27 protein-coding genes are annotated in these 25,001 nt (G+C 28.5%); 25 read left to right on the top strand and 2 right to left on the bottom strand.

The annotated features are described in order from the left end of the window. The 20 genes from secY to ACYUET_RS13030 all read left to right on the top strand — a co-directional run bounded on the left by secY (nt 1) and on the right by ACYUET_RS13030 (nt 14,130). Nucleotides 1–1,281, top strand: a complete 1,281-nt coding sequence (secY, locus tag ACYUET_RS13125) for a preprotein translocase subunit SecY (protein ID WP_460280300.1) — start codon at nt 1–3, stop codon at nt 1,279–1,281. A 24-nt stretch (nt 1,282–1,305) separates the two neighbouring features. Further along, entirely contained in the window at nt 1,306–1,953 is a 648-nt protein-coding gene (locus tag ACYUET_RS13120; protein WP_460280299.1) for an adenylate kinase, read from the top strand. Between the two features lie 3 nt (nt 1,954–1,956). Then, nucleotides 1,957–2,706: a type I methionyl aminopeptidase gene (gene map, locus ACYUET_RS13115; RefSeq protein ID WP_460280298.1), complete on the top strand. Its 750-nt coding sequence runs from the start codon at nt 1,957–1,959 to the stop codon at nt 2,704–2,706. Nucleotides 2,707–2,794: 88 nt separating this feature from the next. Then, on the top strand, nt 2,795–3,076 hold the full coding sequence (locus ACYUET_RS13110) for a hypothetical protein (RefSeq protein WP_460280296.1): 282 nt from the start codon (nt 2,795–2,797) through the stop codon (nt 3,074–3,076). A 7-nt stretch (nt 3,077–3,083) separates the two neighbouring features. Further along, nucleotides 3,084–3,302: a translation initiation factor IF-1 gene (infA, locus tag ACYUET_RS13105; RefSeq protein ID WP_002582630.1), complete on the top strand. Its 219-nt coding sequence runs from the start codon at nt 3,084–3,086 to the stop codon at nt 3,300–3,302. A gap of 54 nt (nt 3,303–3,356) precedes the next feature. After that, nucleotides 3,357–3,470 (top strand): 50S ribosomal protein L36, encoded by a 114-nt coding sequence (gene rpmJ / locus ACYUET_RS13100; protein ID WP_039312872.1) that lies wholly within the window; start codon nt 3,357–3,359, stop codon nt 3,468–3,470. Nucleotides 3,471–3,678: 208 nt separating this feature from the next. Next, on the top strand, nt 3,679–4,047 hold the full coding sequence (gene rpsM / locus ACYUET_RS13095) for a 30S ribosomal protein S13 (protein WP_090090837.1): 369 nt from the start codon (nt 3,679–3,681) through the stop codon (nt 4,045–4,047). A gap of 19 nt (nt 4,048–4,066) precedes the next feature. Continuing rightward, nucleotides 4,067–4,462 carry a 30S ribosomal protein S11 gene (gene rpsK / locus ACYUET_RS13090; RefSeq protein WP_169105922.1) on the top strand — a complete coding sequence of 132 codons (396 nt, stop codon included), beginning with the start codon at nt 4,067–4,069 and terminating at the stop codon, nt 4,460–4,462. 27 nt (nt 4,463–4,489) lie between these two features. After that, a complete protein-coding gene (rpsD, locus tag ACYUET_RS13085) occupies nt 4,490–5,110 on the top strand; it encodes a 30S ribosomal protein S4 (protein WP_460280292.1) in 621 nt (206 codons plus the stop codon). A gap of 102 nt (nt 5,111–5,212) precedes the next feature. After that, a complete protein-coding gene (locus tag ACYUET_RS13080) occupies nt 5,213–6,160 on the top strand; it encodes a DNA-directed RNA polymerase subunit alpha (RefSeq protein WP_460280290.1) in 948 nt (315 codons plus the stop codon). Nucleotides 6,161–6,172: 12 nt separating this feature from the next. Further along, entirely contained in the window at nt 6,173–6,514 is a 342-nt protein-coding gene (rplQ, locus tag ACYUET_RS13075) for a 50S ribosomal protein L17 (protein ID WP_460280289.1), read from the top strand. Between the two features lie 234 nt (nt 6,515–6,748). Beyond that, nucleotides 6,749–7,600 carry an energy-coupling factor transporter ATPase gene (locus ACYUET_RS13070; protein WP_460280287.1) on the top strand — a complete coding sequence of 284 codons (852 nt, stop codon included), beginning with the start codon at nt 6,749–6,751 and terminating at the stop codon, nt 7,598–7,600. Beyond that, nucleotides 7,585–8,439: an energy-coupling factor transporter ATPase gene (locus tag ACYUET_RS13065; RefSeq protein ID WP_460280285.1), complete on the top strand. Its 855-nt coding sequence runs from the start codon at nt 7,585–7,587 to the stop codon at nt 8,437–8,439. Before ACYUET_RS13070 ends, ACYUET_RS13065 begins: the two co-directional genes overlap by 16 nt. Nucleotides 8,440–8,655: 216 nt before the next feature. Next, nucleotides 8,656–9,459: an energy-coupling factor transporter transmembrane component T family protein gene (locus tag ACYUET_RS13060; protein ID WP_460280283.1), complete on the top strand. Its 804-nt coding sequence runs from the start codon at nt 8,656–8,658 to the stop codon at nt 9,457–9,459. Between the two features lie 14 nt (nt 9,460–9,473). Next, nucleotides 9,474–10,208, top strand: a complete 735-nt coding sequence (gene truA / locus ACYUET_RS13055) for a tRNA pseudouridine(38-40) synthase TruA (protein WP_460280281.1) — start codon at nt 9,474–9,476, stop codon at nt 10,206–10,208. Nucleotides 10,209–10,366: 158 nt separating this feature from the next. Continuing rightward, nucleotides 10,367–10,801 (top strand): 50S ribosomal protein L13, encoded by a 435-nt coding sequence (gene rplM / locus ACYUET_RS13050; RefSeq protein ID WP_219779707.1) that lies wholly within the window; start codon nt 10,367–10,369, stop codon nt 10,799–10,801. A gap of 27 nt (nt 10,802–10,828) precedes the next feature. Next, complete coding sequence (gene rpsI / locus ACYUET_RS13045) at nt 10,829–11,221, top strand: 30S ribosomal protein S9 (RefSeq protein WP_460280278.1); 393 nt, start codon at nt 10,829–10,831, stop codon at nt 11,219–11,221. A gap of 336 nt (nt 11,222–11,557) precedes the next feature. Then, nucleotides 11,558–12,220: an N-acetylmuramoyl-L-alanine amidase CwlD gene (gene cwlD, locus ACYUET_RS13040; protein ID WP_460280276.1), complete on the top strand. Its 663-nt coding sequence runs from the start codon at nt 11,558–11,560 to the stop codon at nt 12,218–12,220. 495 nt (nt 12,221–12,715) lie between these two features. Next, complete coding sequence (locus ACYUET_RS13035) at nt 12,716–13,558, top strand: fumarate hydratase (protein WP_460280274.1); 843 nt, start codon at nt 12,716–12,718, stop codon at nt 13,556–13,558. Between the two features lie 14 nt (nt 13,559–13,572). Continuing rightward, nucleotides 13,573–14,130, top strand: a complete 558-nt coding sequence (locus tag ACYUET_RS13030; protein ID WP_460280272.1) for a Fe-S-containing hydro-lyase — start codon at nt 13,573–13,575, stop codon at nt 14,128–14,130. A 293-nt stretch (nt 14,131–14,423) separates the two neighbouring features. Here the strand turns inward: ACYUET_RS13030 and ACYUET_RS13025 are convergent, their stop codons facing one another. Continuing rightward, complete coding sequence (locus ACYUET_RS13025; RefSeq protein ID WP_460280270.1) at nt 14,424–15,281, bottom strand: YitT family protein; 858 nt, start codon at nt 15,279–15,281, stop codon at nt 14,424–14,426. Between the two features lie 330 nt (nt 15,282–15,611). Between ACYUET_RS13025 and ACYUET_RS13020 the strand changes: the two genes are divergently transcribed. Together ACYUET_RS13020 and ACYUET_RS13015 are read left to right on the top strand one after the other, a co-directional pair. After that, complete coding sequence (locus ACYUET_RS13020; RefSeq protein WP_460280268.1) at nt 15,612–16,319, top strand: tetratricopeptide repeat protein; 708 nt, start codon at nt 15,612–15,614, stop codon at nt 16,317–16,319. 82 nt (nt 16,320–16,401) lie between these two features. Further along, on the top strand, nt 16,402–17,091 hold the full coding sequence (locus ACYUET_RS13015) for a response regulator transcription factor (protein WP_460280266.1): 690 nt from the start codon (nt 16,402–16,404) through the stop codon (nt 17,089–17,091). A gap of 88 nt (nt 17,092–17,179) precedes the next feature. Here ACYUET_RS13015 and ACYUET_RS13010 read toward each other — a convergent pair whose 3' ends face one another. Beyond that, complete coding sequence (locus tag ACYUET_RS13010; RefSeq protein ID WP_460280264.1) at nt 17,180–18,109, bottom strand: SGNH/GDSL hydrolase family protein; 930 nt, start codon at nt 18,107–18,109, stop codon at nt 17,180–17,182. Nucleotides 18,110–18,283: 174 nt separating this feature from the next. On the opposite strand from ACYUET_RS13010, the gene ACYUET_RS13005 reads away from it, so the two are divergent. From ACYUET_RS13005 to ACYUET_RS12995, 3 genes are all read left to right on the top strand, one after another. Next, the gene (locus ACYUET_RS13005) at nt 18,284–20,347 is read left to right on the top strand and encodes a methyl-accepting chemotaxis protein (RefSeq protein WP_460280262.1); all 2,064 of its coding nucleotides are present in this window, start codon (nt 18,284–18,286) and stop codon (nt 20,345–20,347) included. A gap of 289 nt (nt 20,348–20,636) precedes the next feature. Continuing rightward, nucleotides 20,637–22,490, top strand: coding sequence for a sensor histidine kinase (locus tag ACYUET_RS13000; protein ID WP_460280258.1), 1,854 nt, complete (start codon nt 20,637–20,639; stop codon nt 22,488–22,490). 210 nt (nt 22,491–22,700) lie between these two features. Then, nucleotides 22,701–24,932 carry a ribonucleoside-diphosphate reductase subunit alpha gene (locus ACYUET_RS12995; protein ID WP_460280255.1) on the top strand — a complete coding sequence of 744 codons (2,232 nt, stop codon included), beginning with the start codon at nt 22,701–22,703 and terminating at the stop codon, nt 24,930–24,932. Nucleotides 24,933–25,001 lie beyond the last annotated feature (69 nt).

Raw genomic sequence — 25,001 nt, 5'->3', positions numbered from 1 at the left:
ATGCTTCAAACTTTACGTAATGCATTTAAAGTTTCTGAACTAAGGAAAAAATTCTTGTGGATATTAGTATTAGTTGCAGTTTTCAGGATGGGAAGTCATATTCCTGTTCCTGGAATTAATGCAGAATATCTAAAAAGGATATCTGAGTCAGGTGGCTTAATAGGCTTTTATGATTTACTTTCAGGAGGAGCGTTTAGTAGATTTAGTATATTCGCATTAGGTGTTATGCCGTATATTAATGCATCTATCATAATGCAACTATTAACAGTTGCTATTCCTCAATTAGAACAACTTTCTAAAGAGGGCGAAGATGGAAGAAAGAAAATACAAAATGCTACTCGTTATGTAGCCCTAGGAATATCATTTATATTAGCCTTTGGAATATATGCAACTATTGCTAACAGTGGTGCTACAGCAGGGATAACTACTATAGAAATGCTTATAGTTATTTTTTCACTAGTTGTAGGTTCAACATTTTGTATGTGGTTAGGAGATCAGCTTACTGTTAATGGAATAGGAAATGGTACTTCAATATTAATTTTTGTTAATATAGTATCTAGAGTGCCTATGACACTTGCTTCAATTGCTACTTCTAAACAAGCAGGAAATGTAAGTATAGTGGAAGTTACGTTATTTGGAGTATTTTTTGTTGCATTATTAGCAACAGTACTTTATTTCTCATTAGCAGAAAGAAGAATCCCTGTTCAATATGCTGGAAAAGCTGTTGGTGGAAGTAAGATGATGAAAAATCAAACAAGTCATATTCCATTAAGCATAATTGGATCAGCTGTTATCGCAATAATATTTGCGATGTCAGTTATGGATTTTCCTAAGACTATAGCAACTTTTATGCCAAATAAAAGTTGGTCTATGTGGGTCTTAAACAATAAAAATTGTATTTTTAATTCTGAAAGTTGGATGTATTTAATATTGTATTCAATACTTACATTATTCTTTACATGGTTTTACACTCAGATTACATTTAAGCCTGACGAAATGTCTGAGAATTTGCATAAATCTACAGGGTTTATACCAGGAGTAAGACCAGGAGATGCAACAACAGAATATTTTGAAAGAATTCTTAATAGAGTATCTATGATAGGTGGAGCATTAGCTGCAGTATTAGCTGTAACACCAATCTTGATTCAAAACTATACAGAATTTAAAAATATATCATTTTCAGGAACAGCACTTTTAATTGTTATAGGAGTTGCATTAGATTTTAATAGACAAGTGGAATCACAAATGACAATGCGACACTATAAAGGATTTCTTAAATAGATTAAATAAATGGAGATGAAGCCCGTGAAGATAGTATTACTAGGTCCTCCTGGAGCCGGGAAAGGAACACAGGCAAAGTCAATTAGTAATAGATATTCAATTCCACATATATCTACTGGTGATATTTTTAGAAAAAATATTTCTGAAAATACTCCACTTGGAGTGGAAGCTAAAAGATATATGGATAACGGACAATTAGTTCCTGATGAAGTCACTATTAACATGGTTAAAGACAGATTACAAGAAGAAGATTGTTTAGGTGGATATTTATTAGATGGTTTCCCAAGAACTGTAGCTCAAGCAAATGCTCTTAATGAATTTCTTGTAAATAGAGGGGAACAATTAGATACTTCATTATTAATAGAAGTACCTAGCGGCTTTATTTTAGAAAGAATGACAGGTAGAAGAGTATGTCCATCATGTGGAGCTAGTTATCATATTAAGTTTAATCCTCCAACAAATGATGGTAAATGTGACTTGTGCGGAAGTGAGGTTATACAAAGAAAAGACGATACAGTTGAAACTGTAAAGGAAAGGCTAGATGTATATGAAAACCAAACTCAGCCGCTAATTGAGTTTTATAAAAATAAAAATTTACTTTCAGTAGTAGATGGCACACAAGCTATAAATGAAGTTTTCAAAAGTATTTGTAAAATGCTAGAGGAGCAATAAAACATGATTGTTATTAAAAACGATAATGAAATTGCTTTAATGAGAAAATCAGGCAGAATAGTTGCTGAAACATTATTATTACTAGAAGATAAAGTAAAACCTGGTATAACTACTGCAGAATTAGACAGGGTAGCAGAAGAATTTATAACTAAGCATGGAGCGAAACCTTCTTTTAAAGGTTTGTATGGTTTCCCTTCGTCACTATGTATTTCTGTGAATGAGCAAGTAGTACATGGGATACCAGGAGGATATGAATTAAAAGATGGTGACATAGTTAGTGTTGACTGTGGAGCATTCATTGATGGATTCCATGGAGATGCAGCAAGAACCTTTCCGGTTGGAGAAGTTACAAAACAAGCTCAGAAATTAATCGATGTAACAAGAGAAAGTTTCTTTGAAGGTATAAAATTTGCCAAAGAAGGAAATAGATTAAGTAGTATATCACACGAAATACAAAACTACATTGAGGCAGCAGGTTTCTCAGTAGTAAGAGACTTTGTAGGTCATGGGATCGGAAGAAAAGTTCATGAAGACCCAGAAGTGCCAAATTTCGGGATAGAAGGCAGAGGTCCAAAGTTAGTTAAAGGAATGGTGTTAGCTATAGAACCTATGGTTAATGCAGGAACTTATAAAGTGAGAACTTTAAGAAATGGTTGGACGGTTGTAACAGTAGATGGTAGCTTATCAGCACACTATGAAAATACAGTTGCAATTTTGCCAGATGGACCAGAGATATTAACACTTATTAAGTAGAAACAGAGTGTTGCTTAGTTATAAATTTGCATGATACTTAAGTGTTGAATGTTAATTTATTACTAAGGTAATCATCGAGGTGAAAAGTTTGCAAAGCAATGACTTGATTGGAAAAATAGTACTTTCAAAAGCAGGAAGAGATATTAATCATTTATATGTTATTGTTAGGCAGATAGATAATGATCATGTATTGTTATCTAATGGAAATACAAAAACAATTAGTATGCCTAAAAAGAAAAAGCTTAAGCATTTAAGTATTTTAGAAAGTATAGATGAAGAGATAGTATCATCTATAAAATTATGCGATAAAAGTACTGATTTAAAAATTAAGAGATTTTTAAAACTTAGAAGCATTGTTAAGGAGGGTTGATTACCTTATGTCAAAAGATGATGTTATAGAAATGCAAGGTACTGTACTAGAATCTTTACCAAATGCCATGTTTCAAGTTGAACTTGAAAGTGGGCATAAAATTCTAGCACATATATCAGGAAAATTAAGAATGAACTTCATTAGAATTCTACCTGGTGATAAAGTTACTGTGGAACTTTCTCCATATGACTTAACTAGAGGAAGAATTACATGGAGAGCAAAATAAGATAGATAATAAATAGTTTGATATCTATCACTAGAAATATGAGGAGGGTTAGCTATGAAAGTAAGACCATCAGTTAAGCCTATTTGCGAAAAGTGCAAAGTAATAAGAAGAAAAGGAAGAGTAATGGTTATCTGTGAAAATCCTAAGCACAAGCAAAAACAAGGTTAATGATCAATTTTACAATAAACTTACATTAAGAGCATAAATAATATTGACATTTTCTTAAAAGTCAAATATGATTATATAGTCGTTTAATTAATCGAAAAAATAGATTTTAGGAGCGGCTGCAATAGGTAAGTCTATTGACCTAAAATTTTATTATATAATTTTTAAATCAACTTTTATGCATTTCAATAATCAGGAGGTGTAAATTTTAATGGCAAGAATATCAGGTGTTGACCTACCAAGAGAAAAAAGAGTTGAAATTGGTTTAACTTATATCTATGGAATAGGTCTATCAACTTCACAAAAAATCTTATCTTTAACAGGAATTAATCCTGACACAAGAGTTAAAGATTTATCAGAAGACGAAGTAAATGAAATAAGAACTTATATAAATAAGAACTTAATGGTTGAAGGTGACTTAAGAAGAGATGTTGCTTTAAACATTAAGAGATTAGTAGAAATAGGATCATATAGAGGAATTAGACATAGAAGAGGTCTTCCAGTTAGAGGACAAAAGACTAAAACTAATGCTAGAACAAGAAAAGGTCCTAAGAAGACAATGGCAAATAAAAAGAAATAGTAAGGAGGTAAGGTAGGTAATGGCAGCTCAAAAAGTTAAGAAGACTAGAAGAAGAAAAGAAAGAAAGAATGTTGAGCATGGTGCAGCGCACATAAAATCAACTTTCAATAATTCAATAGTTACTTTAACAGATGCAGCAGGTAATGCTTTATCATGGTCAAGTGCAGGAGCACTAGGTTTTAGAGGATCAAGAAAGAGTACACCATTTGCAGCTCAAATGGCAGCAGAAACTGCAGCTAAAGCAGCAATGGAACATGGCTTAAAGAGTATAGAGGTTTACGTTAAAGGTCCTGGTTCAGGAAGAGAAGCAGCTATAAGATCTTTACAAGCAGCAGGATTAGAAGTAACTTTAATTAAAGATGTTACTCCAATTCCACACAATGGTTGTAGACCACCAAAGAGAAGAAGAGTTTAATATAACCGTAATAGGAGGTGTAATTTAATGGCAAGATATACTGGAGCTACATGTAGATTATGTAGAAGAGAAGGTATGAAATTATTCCTTAAAGGGGATAGATGTTTCACAGATAAATGTGCTTTTGTTAGAAGAAGCTACGCACCAGGACAACATGGCGCTAGCAAGAAGAAGATGTCAAACTATGGAGTTCAATTAAGAGAAAAACAAAAAGCTAGAAGAATTTATGGCGTATTAGAAGGCCAATTCAGAACATATTATGAAAAAGCTGAACACATGAAAGGTATAACAGGTGAAAACTTACTTAGATTACTAGAAATGAGACTTGATAACGTAGTTTATAGATTAGGCTATGGATCATCAAGAAATGAAGCTAGACAATTAGTTACTCATGGACATTTCTTAGTAAATGGTAAGAAAGTTGACATTTGTTCATATAGTGTTTCAGTTAATGATGTAATTACTGTATGCGAAAAAAGCAGATCAAGTGAAAAGTTTAAGACTTTTGTAGAAAATCCTAAGACTTTACCAAAATGGTTAGAAGCTAATGTTGATAACTATGAAGGAAAAGTAGTTGCAGTGCCATCAAGAGAAGATATAGATGTGCCTGTTAACGAAACACTTATTGTTGAGTTATACAGTAAATAATATATTTATATTTGTTAGGCAAATTTATCACATTATATGCAAATATAGAATCAGTTGCCCTCAGAATAAGGTTGCCATTTATAATATAAGGAGGGTTTGTGGATGTTAGAAATCGAAAAGCCAATAATAGAATGTATAGAATCCAATGAAGACGGTACTTATGGAAAATATGTTGTTGAACCACTTGAAAGAGGATATGCAATTACTTTAGGTAATGCCTTAAGAAGAATATTGTTATCATCTCTTCCTGGTGTAGCAACTACTTCTGTTAAGATTGATGGAGTTCTTCATGAGTTTTCTACTGTTCAAGGAGTTAAAGAAGATGTTACAGAATTAATTCTTAATATTAAATCATTAGCTCTAAGAATGAATGGTGAAGGTCCTAAAGTTATTTATATTGATGCTAAAGGACCAGGTGAGGTTACTGGAGCAGATATAAAGACTGATGGAGATGTTGAAGTTGTTAATAAGGATTTACATATTGCAACTTTAGATAATGATGGAAGACTTTATATGGAGTTAACTGTTAATAAAGGAAGAGGATATGTTACTCAAAATAAAAATAAGAGTGATGAATTACCTATTTCTGCAATTGCAGTTGATTCTATCTACACACCAGTAAAAAGAGTTAATTTTACTGTTGACAACACTAGAGTTGGTCAAATTACTGATTATGATAAATTAACTTTAGAAATTTGGACTAATGGAACTATAAGAATTGATGAAGCTATAAGTTTATCAGCAAAAATTCTTATAGAACATTTTAAATTATTCATGTCGTTAACAGATAACACTAACGATGTTGAAATAATGATAGAAAAAGAAGAAGATAAAAAAGAAAAAGTCCTAGAAATGACTGTAGAAGAACTTGATTTATCAGTTAGATCATATAACTGTTTAAAGAGAGCAGGAATCAATACAGTTCAAGAACTTGCTACCAAATCAATGGATGATATGATGAAAGTTAGAAATCTAGGAAAAAAATCTTTAGAAGAAGTTGAGAGAAAACTTAAAGAGTTAGGTTTATGCTTAAAACTAAACGATGAGTAAGGAGGTAAATCCATGGCAGGTTATCGTAAGTTAGGTCTTCCTACAGACCAAAGAAAAGCTATGCTAAGAAATCTTGTTACAAGTTTATTAAAATACGGTAAGATTGAAACAACTGTAACAAGAGCTAAAGAAACTAGATCTCTTGCAGAAAAGATGATTACTCTTGCTAAGAGAGGAGATCTTCACGCTAGAAGACAGGCGTTAGCTTTTGTACAAGAAGAATTAGTTGTTAAAAATTTATTTGATAACGTGGCTCCAAAATACGCTGAAAGAAATGGCGGATATACAAGAATGTATAAAAAAGGTCCTAGAAGAGGAGACGGAGCAGAAGTAGTAATACTTGAGTTAGTATAATTTATAAAGGGGATTAAGTTTATACTTAGTCCCCATTTTAACATATAAAAATAAAGAATTAATATATTATAGAAAGGTTTTTTACCATAATAAGGTGAAAAATCTATTATTTTTTGTTGAAGTTATAGTATTTTAGTATATAATTAACTTAGTTAAACCATGTATATACACTTAAATAACAATTAAAGACTTTTGTATAATGTATTAACACTTATAGGTTTATGGAGGTTAAAAATGAATCAGGAAATGATTAAGTGTACTGATGTATCTTTCAAGTATATTAAAAATGAAGAGGGAAGTACAGAAGAAAAGTACGCTGTTAAGAATGTTAATTTTAAAGTTAATAAAGGTGAATTTTTAGTGATTTTAGGTCATAACGGCTCAGGAAAATCTACAATAGCAAAACATATGAATGCATTACTTATACCAAGTAGTGGAACCGTTATAGTAGATGGATTAGATACAAATAATGGAGAAAATTTATGGGAAATTAGATCAAAAGCGGGAATGGTATTTCAAAATCCAGATAACCAGTTAGTAGCAACTATAGTAGAAGAAGATGTAGCATTTGGACCAGAAAATTTAGGAGTCGAGTCATCTGAAATAAGACGTAGGGTTGATCAAAGTTTAGATAGGGTTGGAATGAGCGAGTATAAAAGACACGCACCACATCTTTTATCAGGTGGTCAAAAACAAAGGATTGCTATTGCAGGTATATTAGCTATACAACCAGAATGTATAATTTTTGATGAGCCAACAGCTATGCTTGATCCATCAGGCAGAAAAGACGTTTTAAGAACAATGAAAGATATAAATAAAAATTATGGTATTACTATAGTGTTAATAACTCATTATATGGATGAAGCTGCTCAAGCAGACCGAATTATAGTTATGGATGGTGGAGAAGTTAAAATGGAAGGAACACCCAAAGAGATTTTTCCACAAGTTGAAATGATGAAGCAAATAGGATTAGATGTTCCACAAGTCACAGAATTAGCATATGAATTAAGAAAAGAAGGAATAGATATTCCTAAAGAGATATTAAATGTAGATGAGATGGTGAATGCGATATGTCAATTAAAGTAGAGAATTTAAAACATGTATATATGCCTAAAACTCCATTTGAAAAGATAGCTTTAGATAATGTAAATATGGAGATAAAAGATGGAGAATTTGTAGCTTTAATTGGGCATACAGGTTCAGGAAAATCAACACTAATTCAACATTTTAATGGATTATTAGAAGCTACAAGTGGAAAAATAATAGTTGATGGTACAGAAATAACGGATAAAAAGATAAATTTAACGGATGTTAGAAAAAAGGTTGGACTTGTATTTCAATATCCTGAATATCAACTTTTTGAAGAGACAATAGCAGAGGATATAGCTTTTGGCCCTAAAAATTTAGGGTTAGATGCAGAAGAAATAAAAAAGAGAGTTATTAGTTCTATGAAGATGGTAGGTCTTGATTATGAGACGTATAAGGATAAATCACCATTTGATTTAAGCGGAGGTCAAAAAAGAAGAGTAGCAATAGCAGGGGTTATAGCAATGAAACCCACTACTTTAATTTTAGATGAACCTACTGCAGGATTAGATCCTAAAGGAAGGGATGACATATTAGAACAAATAAGTAAGTTACATAAAAATTATAATATGACAATTATTTTAGTTAGTCATAGTATGGAAGATGTAGCTAAAATAGCTCAAAGAATAGTTGTTATGAATCATGGTAAAGTAGCTTTACAAGGAGTACCAGCTGAAGTATTTAAAGAAGTAGATACATTAGAAAAAATAGGATTAGGAGTACCTCAAGTAACTTATTTAATAAGAGAGCTTAGAAAAAAAGGTTTACCAATTTCTGATAATGTGTTTACAATAGAAGAAGCAAAAAAAGAACTTACTAAAATATTAAAAGATAACTAGAAGATTATCTTTGATATATATATTGCAATAATAGTTATTTAATAAATTAAATAACTACGTACTTCTTTGTTGAAGATTTAAATTTGCAAAAATATATGTTAATTATTACTTTTAAGTAAGAGAGGAGGGAATTTGTCAAAAATATAAAGTATAAAAATTAATTTAACAGAATTATTAAAGGTAAAATTTTTATATGATTTTGGCAATATAACAAGTATGTTAAAAGATATTACTATAGGACAATATATACCTGGAGAGTCATTTATTCATAAATTAGATCCTAGAACTAAGATAATAATATCAATATTGTTTATTATATGTTTATTTATAATAAACAAGTTTATAGGATATACTTTTATTGTGGCTTTCTTAGTTGGAATAATATTAGTAGCTAAGATACCACCTAGATTTATATTTAATGGCTTAAAACCAGTATTTTTATTAATTGCATTAACTGCAATATTAAATATATTTATGATTAGAGGCACTGCTGATACATTAGTACTAAAAATAGGATTTTTATCAATATATCAAGAAGGTCTAAAATTAGCAGGGTTTATGGCACTAAGGTTAATATTTTTAATAATTGGAACATCATTATTAACTTTAACTACATCACCAATAGAATTAACTGATGGTATAGAAAAATTAATAAGACCTATTGGTAGAGAAATGGCACATGAACTTGCTATGATGATGACAATAGCGTTAAGATTTATACCTACATTAATGGATGAAACAGATAAAATAATGAAAGCACAAAAAGCAAGAGGTGCTGATTTTGAATCAGGAAATATAATTAAAAAAGCAAAAAGTTTAATTCCATTATTAGTACCTTTGTTTATAAGCTCATTTAGAAGAGCTGATGAACTAGCCATGGCTATGGAAGCAAGAGGATATAGAGGTGGTTCAGGTAGAACTAGAATGAAAGTATTAAGATTTACATATAAAGATACAATAGCTTTTGGAGTATTTTTAGTACTTGTATTATGGAGTATTATAGTTAGATTTATTTTTTAAATAAGAGGAAACATATGAGAAATATAAAATTGGTAATTGAATTTGACGGAACAAATTTTTGTGGCTGGCAAAGGCAGAAAAAAGATAGAACTGTACAAGGGTGTATAGAAAATGCTATATTAAAAATTACTGGAGAGAAAAGTCTAACAAATGGTAGTTCTAGAACAGATGCTGGTGTTCATGCTAAAGCTATGGTAGCAAATTTTTTTACAAATAGTAAAATACCAGGAGAAAAATTTAGAGAAGCACTAAATACTAAATTACCAGATGATGTTGCAATAATAAAATCAGAAGAAGTTGATTCTGATTTCCATGCTAGGTATTCTTCAAAAGGTAAAATGTATTCATATACAATTGTGAATAGATATGAAAAATTATCGTTTGGAAAACAGTATTTACATCATGTGAGAGAAGAGTTAAATGTTAATAATATGATAAAAGCATGTGAATATTTTTTAGGAAAACATGATTTTAGTGCTTTTATGTCTCCAGGAAGTTCTGCTAAAACCACAGTAAGGACTATTACAGATATACACATAGAGCAAAATGAAAATATTATAAAAATTTTTGTTAGTGCAGATGGATTTTTATATAATATGGTAAGGATAATAGTTGGAACTTTAATTAAAGTTGGAAATGGAAGAATAAATATAGAAGACATTGAAGATATAATTAAAGAAGGAAACAGAAAAAGATCAGGAATGTGTGTACCACCTAATGGTTTAGTATTAGAAAAAGTTTTTTATTAAATATCGTAAAATTTGTTGACACGCCCGTGTGCGTGTATTATAATTAGTTTGTTTGTTAGAATATTTATGTATATAAGATCCACTAGCCCCGGGTCTTGACATAAAATTGCATACTAAAATTAAAGTATAGCATAATGTAAGTTCAGGGAGGGAAAGAGATGAAATCATACATTGCAAAAGCGCAAGAAGTTCAAAGAAAATGGTATGTAGTTGACGCTGCTGATAAGCCACTAGGAAGAGTTGCTAGTCAAGTTGCTTCAATCTTAAGAGGTAAAAATAAACCAACATTTACACCAAATGTTGACTGTGGAGATTTTGTTGTAATAATTAACGCAGAAAAGGTTGTTTTAACTGGTAAAAAGTTAGATCAAAAAATGTTAAGAAAGCATAGTCTTTATCCAGGTGGATTAAAGGAAACTCCTTATAGAGAAGTATTAGCTAAGAAACCTGAATTCGCTTTTGAAGAAGCAGTAAGAAGAATGCTTCCAAAAGGAGTATTAGGAAGACAAATGCTAAAGAAATTAAAAGTATACAGAGGTGCTGAACATAATCATGCAGCACAACAACCAGAAGTACTAGAATTAAAGTACTAATATAATCTCGGGAGGAGGAAATAAAAAATGGCAAAAGTTCAATACATGGGTACTGGAAGAAGAAAAAAATCAGTTGCAAGAGTTAGACTTGTACCAGGAAGCGGTAAAGTAGTTATAAATAAAAGAGATAGTGAAGTATATTTTGGTTTAGAAACTCTAAGAGTTATAGTTAACCAACCATTAGTTTTAACTGGAACTAAGGATAAGTTTGACGTTTTAGTAAATGTTCACGGTGGTGGATTTACAGGTCAAGCAGGAGCTATAAGACATGGTATAACTAGAGCTTTAGTTAAAGCTGACGAAGCTTTAAAGCCAGAATTAAAGAAGGCTGGATTCTTAACAAGAGATCCTAGAATGAAGGAAAGAAAGAAATACGGTCTTAAAAAAGCAAGAAGAGCTCCACAATTCTCAAAGAGATAGGATGCATCTTACTTATGGGGGGAGAAGATTATTTCTCCTCTCTTTTTTTTACATAAATTTATAATTAATAATAGTAAAATAAAGTTATACTATGAATGTATAGGTGACTATTCAACAAATATTTCTGAAAGTGTAATTGAAACTTTTAAGTAAATAAAAACAAGCAGCTAATAATTTATATTATAGTTGCTTGTTTTTTTAGTTAACTGCTTTAGAGGGAAATAGGAAGCTTTAGATTTCATAGAAGAAATAACATATCTATCTATTTGAATAAAGAAAGAGAATGTAGCAAATAATAAGTTATAAAAATTCAAGTAAATAAGGAGGTATAATTTAATGAATTTTAAGAGAGCTGTAGTAGTATTTTGTATATTGCTTTTAACCTTTTCTATGCCAATAAAAGTTAAAGCTGAAGAGGGTAAATTACAGCATGTTATTTTAATAGATCCTGGACATGGTGGTATAGACGGTGGGGCAAGATCAAAGAATGGTACTATAGAAAAAGATATAAATTTATCAATAAGTTTAAAATTAAAAAAAGCTTTAGAGGAACAAGGCTACACTGTCTATTTAACAAGAGAAGATGATAAAGAATTAGATACTAAAAAGGTTAATGATTTAAACAAAAGGTGTGAAATGAAAAAAGATAAGAAGTGTGATATGTTTATATCTATTCATCAAAATATGTTTCCTAATGCTAAATGTTTTGGAGCACAAGTATGGTACTCAAATAATGATAAAAGTAAAGTTTTAGCTGAAAATATACAAGATATGATAAAGCAAAATTTACATGATAATAATAAAAGAATTTCTAAACCTGCAAAGAATCAATATAGGATATTAAGAGATGGATATGATGGAGCCTGTGTATTGATTGAATGTGGTTTTTTATCTAATTATGAAGAGGAACAAAAATTAAAAAATGAAGAACATCAAGATAAACTTGTAAAGGGGATTTTAAGTGGAGTAAAGGCATATGTTGAAACTTTAAAAAATTAATTAATATAGATAAATAAAATACGAATTTTAATATTCAGCTATGTTGTAACTGAATATTGATATAGTAGTATAAAGATAAATTCTTTGTCATGGGATTTTATACTACTATATCAAAATAGTTTAAACTATAGAATTAAGATCAATTGATATTTATCTAATATATTTAGTTAATATTAGACAAATTATATATGTTTTCTATGGAAATTGGACTAACCTTAATGCTATTTTTTGATGGAGTCTTACCTAGTAAATTTTTATTTAATAGTAGAAATATATTATAAAGTATAAGAACAATTAAGAATATAGTTAGAATATATATTATAGTTTTAATAAATTTATCATAACTTATAAATCTCATATATTAGACTCCTTATAAATTTAAAAACTTGTATGTTTAATATATAGTAAATAAATTAACCAAATATGAGATTTTTATTATTGTAAATACTAAAAAATATATTAAACTTATAGTAAAGGGTTTAAGGAGTTGTTGAGATGAGAGAAGTAAATGTTGAATTGATTACAGAAGCTGTTAAAGACTTGGCTATAAAGGCAAATTATTTTTTGGGAAATGATATTAAAGATGCATTAGAAATTTGTAAAAAAAATGAACCTTGGAATTTAGCAAATGATATTTTAGATAAAATAATAATTAATTCTAAAATTGCAGAGGATGAGAAAATGCCAATGTGTCAAGATACTGGAATGGCATGTGTATTTATAGAGATAGGTCAAGATGTACATTTAATTGGAGGGAGCTTAGAAGAAGCTATTAATGAGGGAGTAAGAAGAGGATATAAGGATGGATTTTTAAGAAAATCTGTAGTTAAAGATCCACTAAATAGGATAAATACAAATGATAATACACCAGCAGTAATATATTATGAAATAGTTAGTGGAGATAAAATAAAAATTACACTTGCACCAAAGGGATTTGGATCTGAAAATATGAGTAAGATAGGAATGTTGAAACCTTCCGATGGTGTTGAAGGAGTTAAAGATTTTATATTAAATGTAGTTAAAGAAGCAGGTCCAAATCCATGCCCTCCAATGATAATAGGCGTTGGTATTGGTGGAACTTTTGATAAGGCAGCGTATTTAGCTAAAAAAGCACTATTAAGACCAATTAATATAAGAAACAATGATGAGTATTATAGAGAATTAGAAATTGAATTATTAGAAAAAATTAATCAATTAGGAATAGGTCCTCAAGGTTTTGGAGGAAGAACTACAGCCTTAGGAATAAATATAGAAGTATATCCAACCCATATTGCTGGTCTTCCAGTAGCGGTAAATATAAATTGTCATGCAACACGCCATAAGCAAATTATACTGTAGGGGGAGAAAATAACATGGAAATTAAGTTACATACACCGCTTACACAAGATAAAATATCTAAATTAAAAACAGGAGATAGCATTTTATTAAGTGGGATAATTTATTCAGCAAGAGATGCAGCACATAAAAGATTAATTGAATTGATTAATCAGGGTAAGGAATTACCTTTTAATATAAAGGATGAAATTATATATTATGTTGGCCCTTCGCCAGCAAAACCAGGATATGTTATAGGTTCTGCAGGTCCAACAACTAGTTATAGGATGGATTCATATACACCAGTATTATTAAATTTAGGTTTAAAAGGGATGATTGGAAAAGGAGCAAGGAATGATAGTGTTATAGAATCTATTAAGAAAAATAAAGCTATATATTTTGGTGCTATTGGGGGTGCAGCAGCATTAATTGCTAAGAGCATAGTAAAATCAGATATAATTGCATATGAAGATTTAGGAGCAGAGGCTATAAGAAGAATGGAAATTAAAGATATGCCTTTAGTCGTTATAATAGACTCTAATGGAAATAATCTTTATGATATAGGACAATTAAAATATTTAGAATCGGTTAAGTGAGACGAAAGGAAATAATATAGAAAATATATAAAGTATTACTTGCTCTTTTAGTTTTCGGGGATATGTTTAAATAATATATAAAAAGAGATATTTCATATATTCTTTATTATTAAAATATATAAAATATCTCTTTTGTATATAAAATTTTATTATAATAGTGAACGTTTATATACAAAATTTTTTATAAGTATAATTCTAATTAGGTACTATTAAGAATAGATGGTCTTTATTGGTCAAATTAAAGAACAAATAATTGTATTAACTTAATTAGAACAAATATAATAAAATTTTGATTATATATTTTTAAATCCTTTTCCTTTAACTTCTGATATATCTACAATTGTTATAAATGCAGTTGGATCTATGCTATAGACAGAATTTTTTAACTCAACCATTTGTCTTGAGGTAACTATGCAATAAAGCATTTTTTTTCTATCATGAGTATATTCACCTTCAGCAACTAAAGAGGTTACTCCTCTATGTAAATCTTTTATTACATAATTTATAATTTCTTGTTCTTTTTTTGTTAGTATAAGTAATAATTTTTTACTGCTAAACCCTTTTAATACTCTATCTAAAACAACACCTTGAGTAAATAAAGATATAAGAGTATATAGTGCTTGAGGAAGACCAAAAATGATTGCACCAGCTATAATAATTAAACAATTAAGTAAAAATCCTAAACTGCCTATGTTAAAGTTTGAGTATTTTTTTCTTATAAGCATAGTAATAACATCAGTACCACCAGTAGAACCATTTCTTAAAAAGACCAATCCATATCCAATACCAGATAAAACCCCACCATATATACAGTAAAGAAGAATATCATTTACATATATAATATTTGTTAATGGTTTTGTTAACATTAGTGATAAAGATAATGATAACATCCCTATGGCAGTTAAGGCTGTAAATTCACGATTAAGTTTTTTATAGCTCAAAAATAATAGTGGAATATTAATTATAAATACTACGATACCAGCAGGTAGTCCCATAGTATATTGTAAAATAAGAGCGACCCCTGTAGCTCCTCCACTTAAAAGTTTAGCATGTGATAAAAATAGATTTACTCCTAATGAAGCAATAAAACAACCTAAAAAAATAACTAAAGTATCAATTATAGTCATTTTATATTTGAGAATTTTATTCATTAATAGTGTACTCCTTTAAAATATATAATTACATATCATATAATATTAATGCACTTTATAGATTAAAAATCAAGAGGATTTATATTATATTAAATAATATAAAAGAAAATAATACTTTAAAGATGAAGTGTAGATTATGTTTTAGGTAGAGATATGACCAGCTAAGAGTAGATTGCTAGTAGGGTTTATAAACTAAGTACGATTCAAAATGTGTGAATATTACAAATTTCGGATTATTTGAATTAGCTTAAGAATTTTGAGTAGTAATTGAAAAAAGAAATATTATGTTAGATAATATTTTTATTAGATATAATAAGAAGAAAGGTAGAGGTGAATAAAATGAAACTACCAGGAAAAATAAAAGTAAAAAAAGTAATACTATTAGTATTAGTAATTGGAGCTATTTTAGTATTAACTTATGAGGGTGTTAAAAATAAGAGAGAAAAACTTGATTTAAATAAAGGAAATCAAGAGCAAGAAGCGCAATTTAAAGAAGACTCTAAAGAGATGGATATAAATTTAAATAATAATGAAGATATATTAAAAAAAGAGGAACAGGAAAAAAATTTATATAATGAAGCATATACGTTATTTTTTTCTAATCAATATGAAAAAGCTATAAATAAAGCAAATGAACTTATAGACTTTTCCCCAAGTAGTGCAAAAGGGTATAATATAAGAGGGATTGCAAAATCTTATAATGGAGATTTTAAAGACGGAATGAAAGATATAAATAAAGCATTAGAATTAGATTCACAGTATGGTTATGCAATGTTTAATAAAGCATTGACTTATGAGTTATATGGGGAATTAGATGAAGCATTAGTATGGTATAATAAGAATTTAGAAGTAGAAGAATATGTATGGACTTATTATGGAATAGCATCTATTTATGGAAGAAGAGGTGATATTCAAAATACTGTTACTTATTTAAAAAAAGCTATAAATATTGATGAATCAGTAAAAAAAGAAGCAAGAGATGAAGCAGATTTTAATCCTGTTAGAGATTATAAAGAATTCCAAGAATTAATTATGTGATTTAATATGAGTTTAACTATAGAGTATATATAAGCGTAGGGTACGTTAATAATAGTTTTAAAAATATTAGGAGTGATAGATTATGTTTAATGTGTTAGTTGTTGATGATGAGAAGGAAATAAGAGATGCTATAGAAATTTATTTAAGAGGAGAACATTTAAAAGTATTTAAAGCAGTTGATGGATTAGAGGCTTTAGAAATTCTTAAAAATGAAAAAATCCATTTAATTGTTCTAGATATAATGATGCCTAAATTAGATGGAATAAGAACCTGTTTAAAAATTAGAGAAACTGAAAATTTACCTATAATTATGTTATCAGCTAAAGGAGAAGATTCAGATAAGATTTTAGGTCTTAATGTGGGAGCTGATGATTACATAACTAAACCATTTAATCATTTAGAGTTAGTTGCTAGGGTAAAATCACAATTAAGAAGATATGATAAACCTTTAAATATTGAGGACGGAGAAGAGATTATAAAGGTTAAAGACTTGATAATTGACACTATAGCAAAAAATATTACATTAAGAGGAGAAGAAATAAAAGTTACAGCAACAGAATATAAAATACTGCATTTATTGGCTTCTAATTTAGGAAAAGTATTTTCAATAAAAGAAATATACGAAAAAGTATGGGAAGAACCATTTTATAAAAGTGAAAATACTGTAACTGTTCATATAAGAAGAATAAGAGAAAAAATAGAATTAAATACAAAAGAACCTGAATATATCAAAGTTGTATGGGGTATTGGATATAAGATTGAAAAAGAATAAAAATAAGAGCCAAAAATCTAAAATAGATTTTTGGCTCTTATTTTTATGTTTTCTTATATAAAGATATTATAAAATAATTTTATTTAAATTATTTTAGTTTTTCGTACATTTTTTCTCCTATTATTTGATGAACTGCACGGCTATAGTGCCACTCATCCCAGAAATAATATTGGTCTGGATTTGAAGCAGCTACTTTTACTTCTGGATAAGTTGGTTGACATGGATGTTTTAAATCAGTCAATCCGTAATATTTTGAATTATGTATTATTTCATTACTTACTTTAGGAAGATCAAAAATAGTAATTGAAACATCTGAAACTTCCTCTAATGTTTTTAATGCATCAGGAAGTTTTTTATTCACATTTTCTGTAAAAGTTTTTGCCAAGTTTGTTCTATTCATTGTATTTTCATAAGGTACAAGAGTTAAATCACTACTATTAACTACAAAAAAGTTTTTAGCTCCAAGTTTAGATAATTTTCTTACACTCATTTTTATATTATCAACTGCTTCATCTGCTACAGCTTCAACCTTACCAGGCATTTGGTAGTCTACAAATTTAAAATAATCATTTGCTGATGCAAAAATAAAATATAGTGCTTCTGAATCAGCTTGTTTACCATTTAAACTATTCTCAAATTTATCAATTTGACCTAATACACCTGTATTTCCTAAATGGTCCATCCAGTCAGAATAATTACTTTCACCAGTAGTAGCACCACCTGTTGCGTAATTTGTTAAAGGAACTCCCATTTTTTTTGCTAATACTTCAACGGCTGTATTTCCATTTGAATATCTTCCTTGCCAATATAATTTGTCTGAAGGTTTTTCATATGCACCTTCTGGTTTATTGATATCGTTTGTAATTTTGCCAGAAATTTTTTTAGCTTCACCATTATCAGAATAACTATCTCCAAAAGCAATAACTTGAGTTGTTGCTGCATAGCTTGTCTCAGCAAAGATAAACATAAAACTAAAACTTAAAGCAAGCATTAGAATTAATTTAAAGTTATTTTTCATAATTTTACACTCCTATAATAATTTTATTTAGAATTTTATTCCTATAATTATATAATATAACATGAATAGTGTATAATTCAACACAATTTGAAATATATGCTAAAATATTGTATAATTTTGTTGTAATAACCAAAATTTTTAGGGATAAAAATAATATTTCAGGGGGAAGTTCATATGAAAAAGAAATACAAAAGTATACAGACAAAGTTCTTAAGCTTATCAGTAGGTATGGTTTTTGTTGGATTAAGTATTATGGTATTGCTTATGGCAAGTCGTGTAAATTCAATGGCAACAAAAAATTATTTTGATAATTCTAAAGAACAAATGAATATAGTAGCTGATACTATTAAAAATTTCTATTCACAAGTGGATAAAAATATCAATATGATAGCAACTCAACCTACAGTAGTAAAAGGCGATTCAAGTATTAAAAATTATATAAACACAGAAGCATCAACCCTTATGACGCCATCTAAAAATGGTGGTATTGAACAAGAAATTTATGGGGTTTTTAATCAATACGCTGAAACACATCCTGAAACAAAATATGTATATCTAGCAACCAAAGAAGGTGGTTACTTAAATTGGCCTGAAGTGAAAATATCATCTAAGTATGATCCAAGAATAAGAGATTGGTATAAACTTGCGATACAAGCAAATGGCGAAATTATAAGGACTGACCCCTATGTAGACGATACCGGTAATATGATAATCAGTAGTGCTAGGACTATTAAAGATAGCAATGGTGAATTAATAGGTGTAGTAGGTATTGATGTTGATCAATCTACTATAAGTAACTTACTAAACAAGATGAAGATTGGTAAGACTGGATACTTTATGCTTATACATGAAACTGGAGTTATTATGGCAGATGCAAGTAACTCAGATAATAATTTTAAAAATATAAAAGATCTAAATATTGATGGTTTAGAAAATAAATTAAAAGATAATTCTAATCTATCTACAGTTAAGATTAATGGTGATAAATACAAAATATTTTCTCAAAAAGTAGAAGGAACAAGTTGGATATTAGCATCTTTTATTTCACAAAGTGAACTTCAAGAAACAGCTAGAAATATATCCGCAGTATTTATAATTTTTTCTATTGCAATGCTTATTATTATAAGTTTATTTATTATTAAGGGTGTAAGAAGAATTACAGTACCTATTAAGGAATCTGCTAAACATTTAGAAGAAATAGGACAAACAGACTTTTCAAAACCTATTAGTGAGAAATATTTAAATAAACGTGATGAGGTTGGCATTATTTTTAAAGGGCTTCATGCAATGAAAACAGCGTTGGTAGGATTGATACATAGTATTAAATCTGAATCTCTGGCCATAGAAAATAAGGTAGACACAGTAAATGATAATATAGTCTCTTTAAACTCAAATTTAGAAGATATATCAGCAACAACTGAAGAATTAGCAGCTAGTATGGAAGAGACTTCATCAGCAGCTAAAAAGATGTCATATATTTCACAAGACATACAAAAAGCTGTTACTTCTATTTCAAATAAATCTAGAGAGGGAGTTGATGATGCTAAAGCAATAAATGAAAGAGCTTTAAAAATAAAAGAAAGTGTAACAAATTCTCAACAAAGAACTCAAATAATACTAGTAGATACAAAGACAAAACTTGAGGAAGCTATAGATTCATCTAAAATTGTCAATCAAATTAGTTCTTTATCAGAAGCTATTATGCAAATCACTGAACAAACAAATCTTCTTGCGTTAAATGCTGCTATTGAAGCATCGAGAGCTGGAGAAGCAGGTAGAGGTTTTTCAGTTGTAGCTGATGAAATCAGGAAACTAGCTGAACAATCAAAAGAAACTGTTATTGAAATTCAAGGTATTACCAATAAAGTAATTAACTCTGTAGGTAATCTTTCAGGTAGTGCTAATGAACTTCTTGATTTTGTTGCTAAAGATGTAAATTCAGATTATAAAATGATGTTATCAGTAACTGATAGTTATAGTAAAGATTCAGATTTGGTAGCTAATATTGTAAAAGAATTTGATGCTACTTCTCAAGAGCTTGATATGGCTATTGAAAGTATTATTCAATCCATAGAATGGGTATCTAAAGCATCATCACAAGGAGCGTTAGGTACTACAGATATAGCAAACAGAGTTGCGCAAATTAGTGCTTCATCTATTGAAGTTATGAATCAAATAGTAGAAACAAAAGGTAATGTTGATAATTTAGTAAAAGAAGTTAGTAAATTTAAAATATAATTTATAATATAAAATAGTTCTCAATTTTTATACAATAATAACTTAGAAATTTTAATTATAATGGATGTCTCAAAAATATATTTGAGACATCCATTTATTTAGTTAAGGCACATGAAATAAAATAATAGATCAAATAGACGAGCATACTGGTTTATTATTTTTTGAATGTGTCTAAATAAATAGCAGTTGACTTTTTATTTATTTTTTAGTTACTATTTGAGATATGAAATATATACAAGACTTTGTATTATAATTAAAATAGAGTATGTATAGAAAGGGGTTGAAGTATTTGAATACAAATAATAAAAGTAGTTTGAATATAAAATTTAAAAGAAAAGTTAAACAATATTTTAAAAGTATATATTTAATTGACATAATATTATTATCCCTGATAACAGGGATATTATTTTCATTGATAGGTGATTATAAACATTTTATTAAAAGTGGAAAAAATGTAACTTTAACTGATGCTATTTTTAATGAAAATGAATATGAATTAAATAGACTTTATGATGATAGTAAAGGTTTTTCATCAATAATATATAATTCAACAGATGGATTATATGAATTGTTAACATCAAATAATGAAAATACTGAACGATTAAGTGAATTAATGAAATCTTTTAATAGTGAATCAGAAAAGTATAGAAAAGATTTTAATTTAAAAAAGAATATATTTTTTATAATTAGAAATAAGCAAACAAAAGAACTTTTTACTAATGATTCTTTTTTAGATTCTTCAATTAAATATGTTAAGGAAAATGAAATTGATGATTTATTAAGTAATAGATTTAAAGAACAAGGAATAGTAAGCATAGAATTTAATAATGTAGATAATTATAATCCTTTAGTAAGTCGTGGTAGTGTAAATTATTTGGATGAAACTATAAAAAATTTCGAAGAGGTATATTACACATCTAAGGATACATATAAAGATGAAGTCTTTAAAATAAGAAAAGAATTTGCTAGTTTCATAGTGTTATTTATTATTTATATAGCATTAATTTTAAAAATGTTTATTATATTAAAATTTGATACTGGGGAAGTAAAAATTAAATCACGTCTTATTAATAATATTATATTTGTGCTTAAAAATGGATTTAAATATAAGGAAACAAGGGAAACATTATTACTAGCAATAGGATTATCGATAGTATCATTAATTGTTTATCTGTACTTCCTTGCAACTGGTGGGGATGAAAATAATGTATTTGTAAGGTTCTTCCAGATGTATCCTTTTAAGGGGACGTTTTTAATAATTGCTGGATTACTTTTAACAGTTATATTTGGATTAAAGAAAACATTAGATATTGTTATGGTAAATGAATGTGTAAAAAAATTAAATGAAGGTAATTTAGAAGAACCAATTACTACAAAAGGATCACCTATAGTAAAAGATTTAATTCATAATATTAATTTAATAAAAGATGCATATAAAAGTGCTTTAGATGAGAGAGTAAAGGATGAGAGATTAAAAACAGAACTAATTTCAAATGTTTCACATGATTTAAAGACGCCATTAACATCAATAATAAATTATGTAGATATATTAAAAAATAGCAATATAACAGAAGAGGAAAGAAAAGATTATTTATCAATATTAGATAAAAAATCTTTAAAATTAAAAGCTTTAATAGAAGATTTATTTGAAATGTCTAAAATCAATAGTGGGAAGATTACATTAAATAAAGAAAAAATAGATATTCTTTCATTAATACATCAAGGGATAGGAGAATATAGTTTTTTATATGATCATAAGAATATATCATTTAAAGTTATAACTAAAGAAGAAGAAATTTTTATGGAGCTTGATGGAAAAATGATATCAAGAGCCTTAGAAAATATAATAATTAATGCATTAAAATATTCTTTAGAAAATACTAGAGTGTATATTGATGTAGAATTAAAAGATGAACATGTGGAGATTACTGTAAAAAATATTTCTAATTATGAGATGGATTTTGATGAGGACGAAATATTTGAAAGATTTGTAAGAGCAGATAAATCTAGAAATTCAAGTATAGAAGGATCAGGGTTAGGTCTTGCAATAACTAAAAGTATTGTGGAACTTCATGGTGGTGAAATAAAAATAGAAACAGAAGGAGATATGTTTAAAATATATATTATCTTACCTTGCAAATAACAAAAAATATTATTAAATAAAAATTATTGATTAAGTGGTTGATTTATAGAAAATTAAAGATTAACCACTTTTTTTGCATATTAATAGGGATTTTTCAAGTTTTACAATTAAGGAATTTGGAATTATACTATAAATTACTGAAATCAATATATAGTATAAAAATGAAAAAAAATATTTTATAAACACAATATATAGTAGGAGAGAGGCCGTATGTTAGATTTAAAAGGATTATGCAGGAAAGCGATACAGGGTATTAAGGATAATGATGGAACATACACTGAAGAAAAGTTATTAAATGCTTTAGAATATACAATAATAGATGGAATGGATATTAATGATGTAAGGAAATCTTTAATTCAGGTTTCTCTGGATTTGACAACAGGTATTGAACCTAAGTGGCAATATGCAGCATCTACAATATATATATATCAACTTTATGATGAAATTAGAAAAAATAGAGGAATAGATAAAAATAAAAATTTATATAGTAATTATTATGATTTTATTAAGGATCTTACTGATAGAAATCTTTATGGGAAATATATATTAGAAAATTATTCAAAAGAAGATATATTAGAACTAGAAGATGAGATAAAGAGTGAACGGGATTTTATATTTAATTATAGTGGAATTGATCTTTTAGCTAAAAGGTATTTAGTTCAAGATTATAATAGAAAAATATTAGAACTTCCTCAACAAATGTTCATGGGAATTGCTATGCATCTTGCGATTCCAGAAGAAAGAAGTAATAGGGTATATTGGGCAAAGAGATTTTATAATGTTTTAAGTCAGCTTAAAGCAACTATGGCGACACCTACTATGTCAAATGCAAGAAAGCCATTTTACCAATTAAGTTCTTGTTTTATTGATACTGTTGATGACAGCTTAAAAGGAATTTATAAATCATTAGATAATTTTGCTGAAGTATCAAAATTTGGTGGTGGAATGGGAATTTATATGGGAAAAATCAGAGCATTAGGTGCACCTATTAGAGGGTTTAAAGGAGCTTCTGGTGGGGTTATACCGTGGGTTAAATTGTTTAATGATACAGCTATTGCAGTAGACCAATTAGGAGTTAGAAATGGGTCAGTAGCAATATGGCTAGATGCATGGCATAAAGATATACCTGAATTTCTTCAAATAAGAACTAATAATGGGGATGATAGAAAAAAAGCTCATGATGTATTTCCAGGTATTTGTTATCCAGATTTGTTTTGGAAACTTGCTGAAGAAAATATAAATGCTGATTGGTATATGATGTGTCCTCATAATATTAAAAATGTAAAAGGTTATTGTTTAGAAGATTTTTATGGAGAAGAATGGGAAAATAAATATTTTGAGTGTGTTAATGATGAAAGAATAGAGAAAAGGATTATTAAAGTAAAAGATATTGTTAGATTAATAATTAAAAGTGCGGTAGAGACAGGAGCACCATTTGCCTTTTTTAGAGATATAACTAATAAAATGAATCCTAATAAACATAATGGAATTATATATTCATCAAATTTGTGTACAGAAATAATGCAAAATATGAGTTCTATGAAAATAAAGGAAGATCTAATAATAAAAGAGGATGATAGCTATAGTGTAGTACAAAAAATAGAGAGTGGAGATTTTGTTGTTTGTAATCTATCGTCACTTGTACTTGGAAATATTAATGTGATTGATGATAAAGAGATGGAATATGTAATAGAAACTCAAATTAGAGCAATGGATAATGTAATAGATTTAAATTATTATTCAGTACCATTTGCTGAAATCACAAATAAAAAATATAGAGGTGTTGGTCTTGGAACTAGTGGATACCACCATATGCTAGCGAATAATAAGGTACAGTGGTTACAAGAAAATCATAAAAGTTTTGCAGATGAGATTTATGAAAAAATTAATTATTATGCCATAAAGGCAAGTATGAAAATATCAAAAGAAAAAGGATCATATAAATTTTTTAAAGGATCAGATTGGGAGAATGGATCATACTTTCAATTAAGGGGATACTCAGATAAAAAATGGAATGATTTAAAAGAAGATATTAAAAGGTTTGGAATGAGAAATGGCTATTTATTAGCAGTAGCGCCAAATGGATCAACTGCTACAATTGCAGGTACTTCTGAAGGAATTGATCCTATTATGGCAAGATTTTATTTAGAAGAAAAGAAAGGGAGCATAATCCCTAAAACAGCCCCAAATCTTTCAGCTGATAATTATTGGTATTATAATTCAGCCTATAATTTAGATCAAAAATGTTGTGTTGAGTTAAATGGAATACGTCAAAGGCATATTGATCAAGGGCAATCTTTTAATTTATATATAACTACTGAATATACAATGAGACAAATAATGGATTTATATATTACGGCTTGCAAATGTGGTGTTAAATCAATTTATTACGTTAGATCTAAATCATTAGAAGTAACAGAATGCGAAAGCTGCTCAGGATAAGTGAGAATCCAAATTTTACATTTGGCCACTCGAACTTACTCAGGGCGCGGAGCGAGTCGAGTTTCTGAT

Source organism: Clostridium sp. CTA-5, from assembly GCF_054768135.1.
This window is presented reverse-complemented; position numbering and strand designations above follow the sequence as displayed.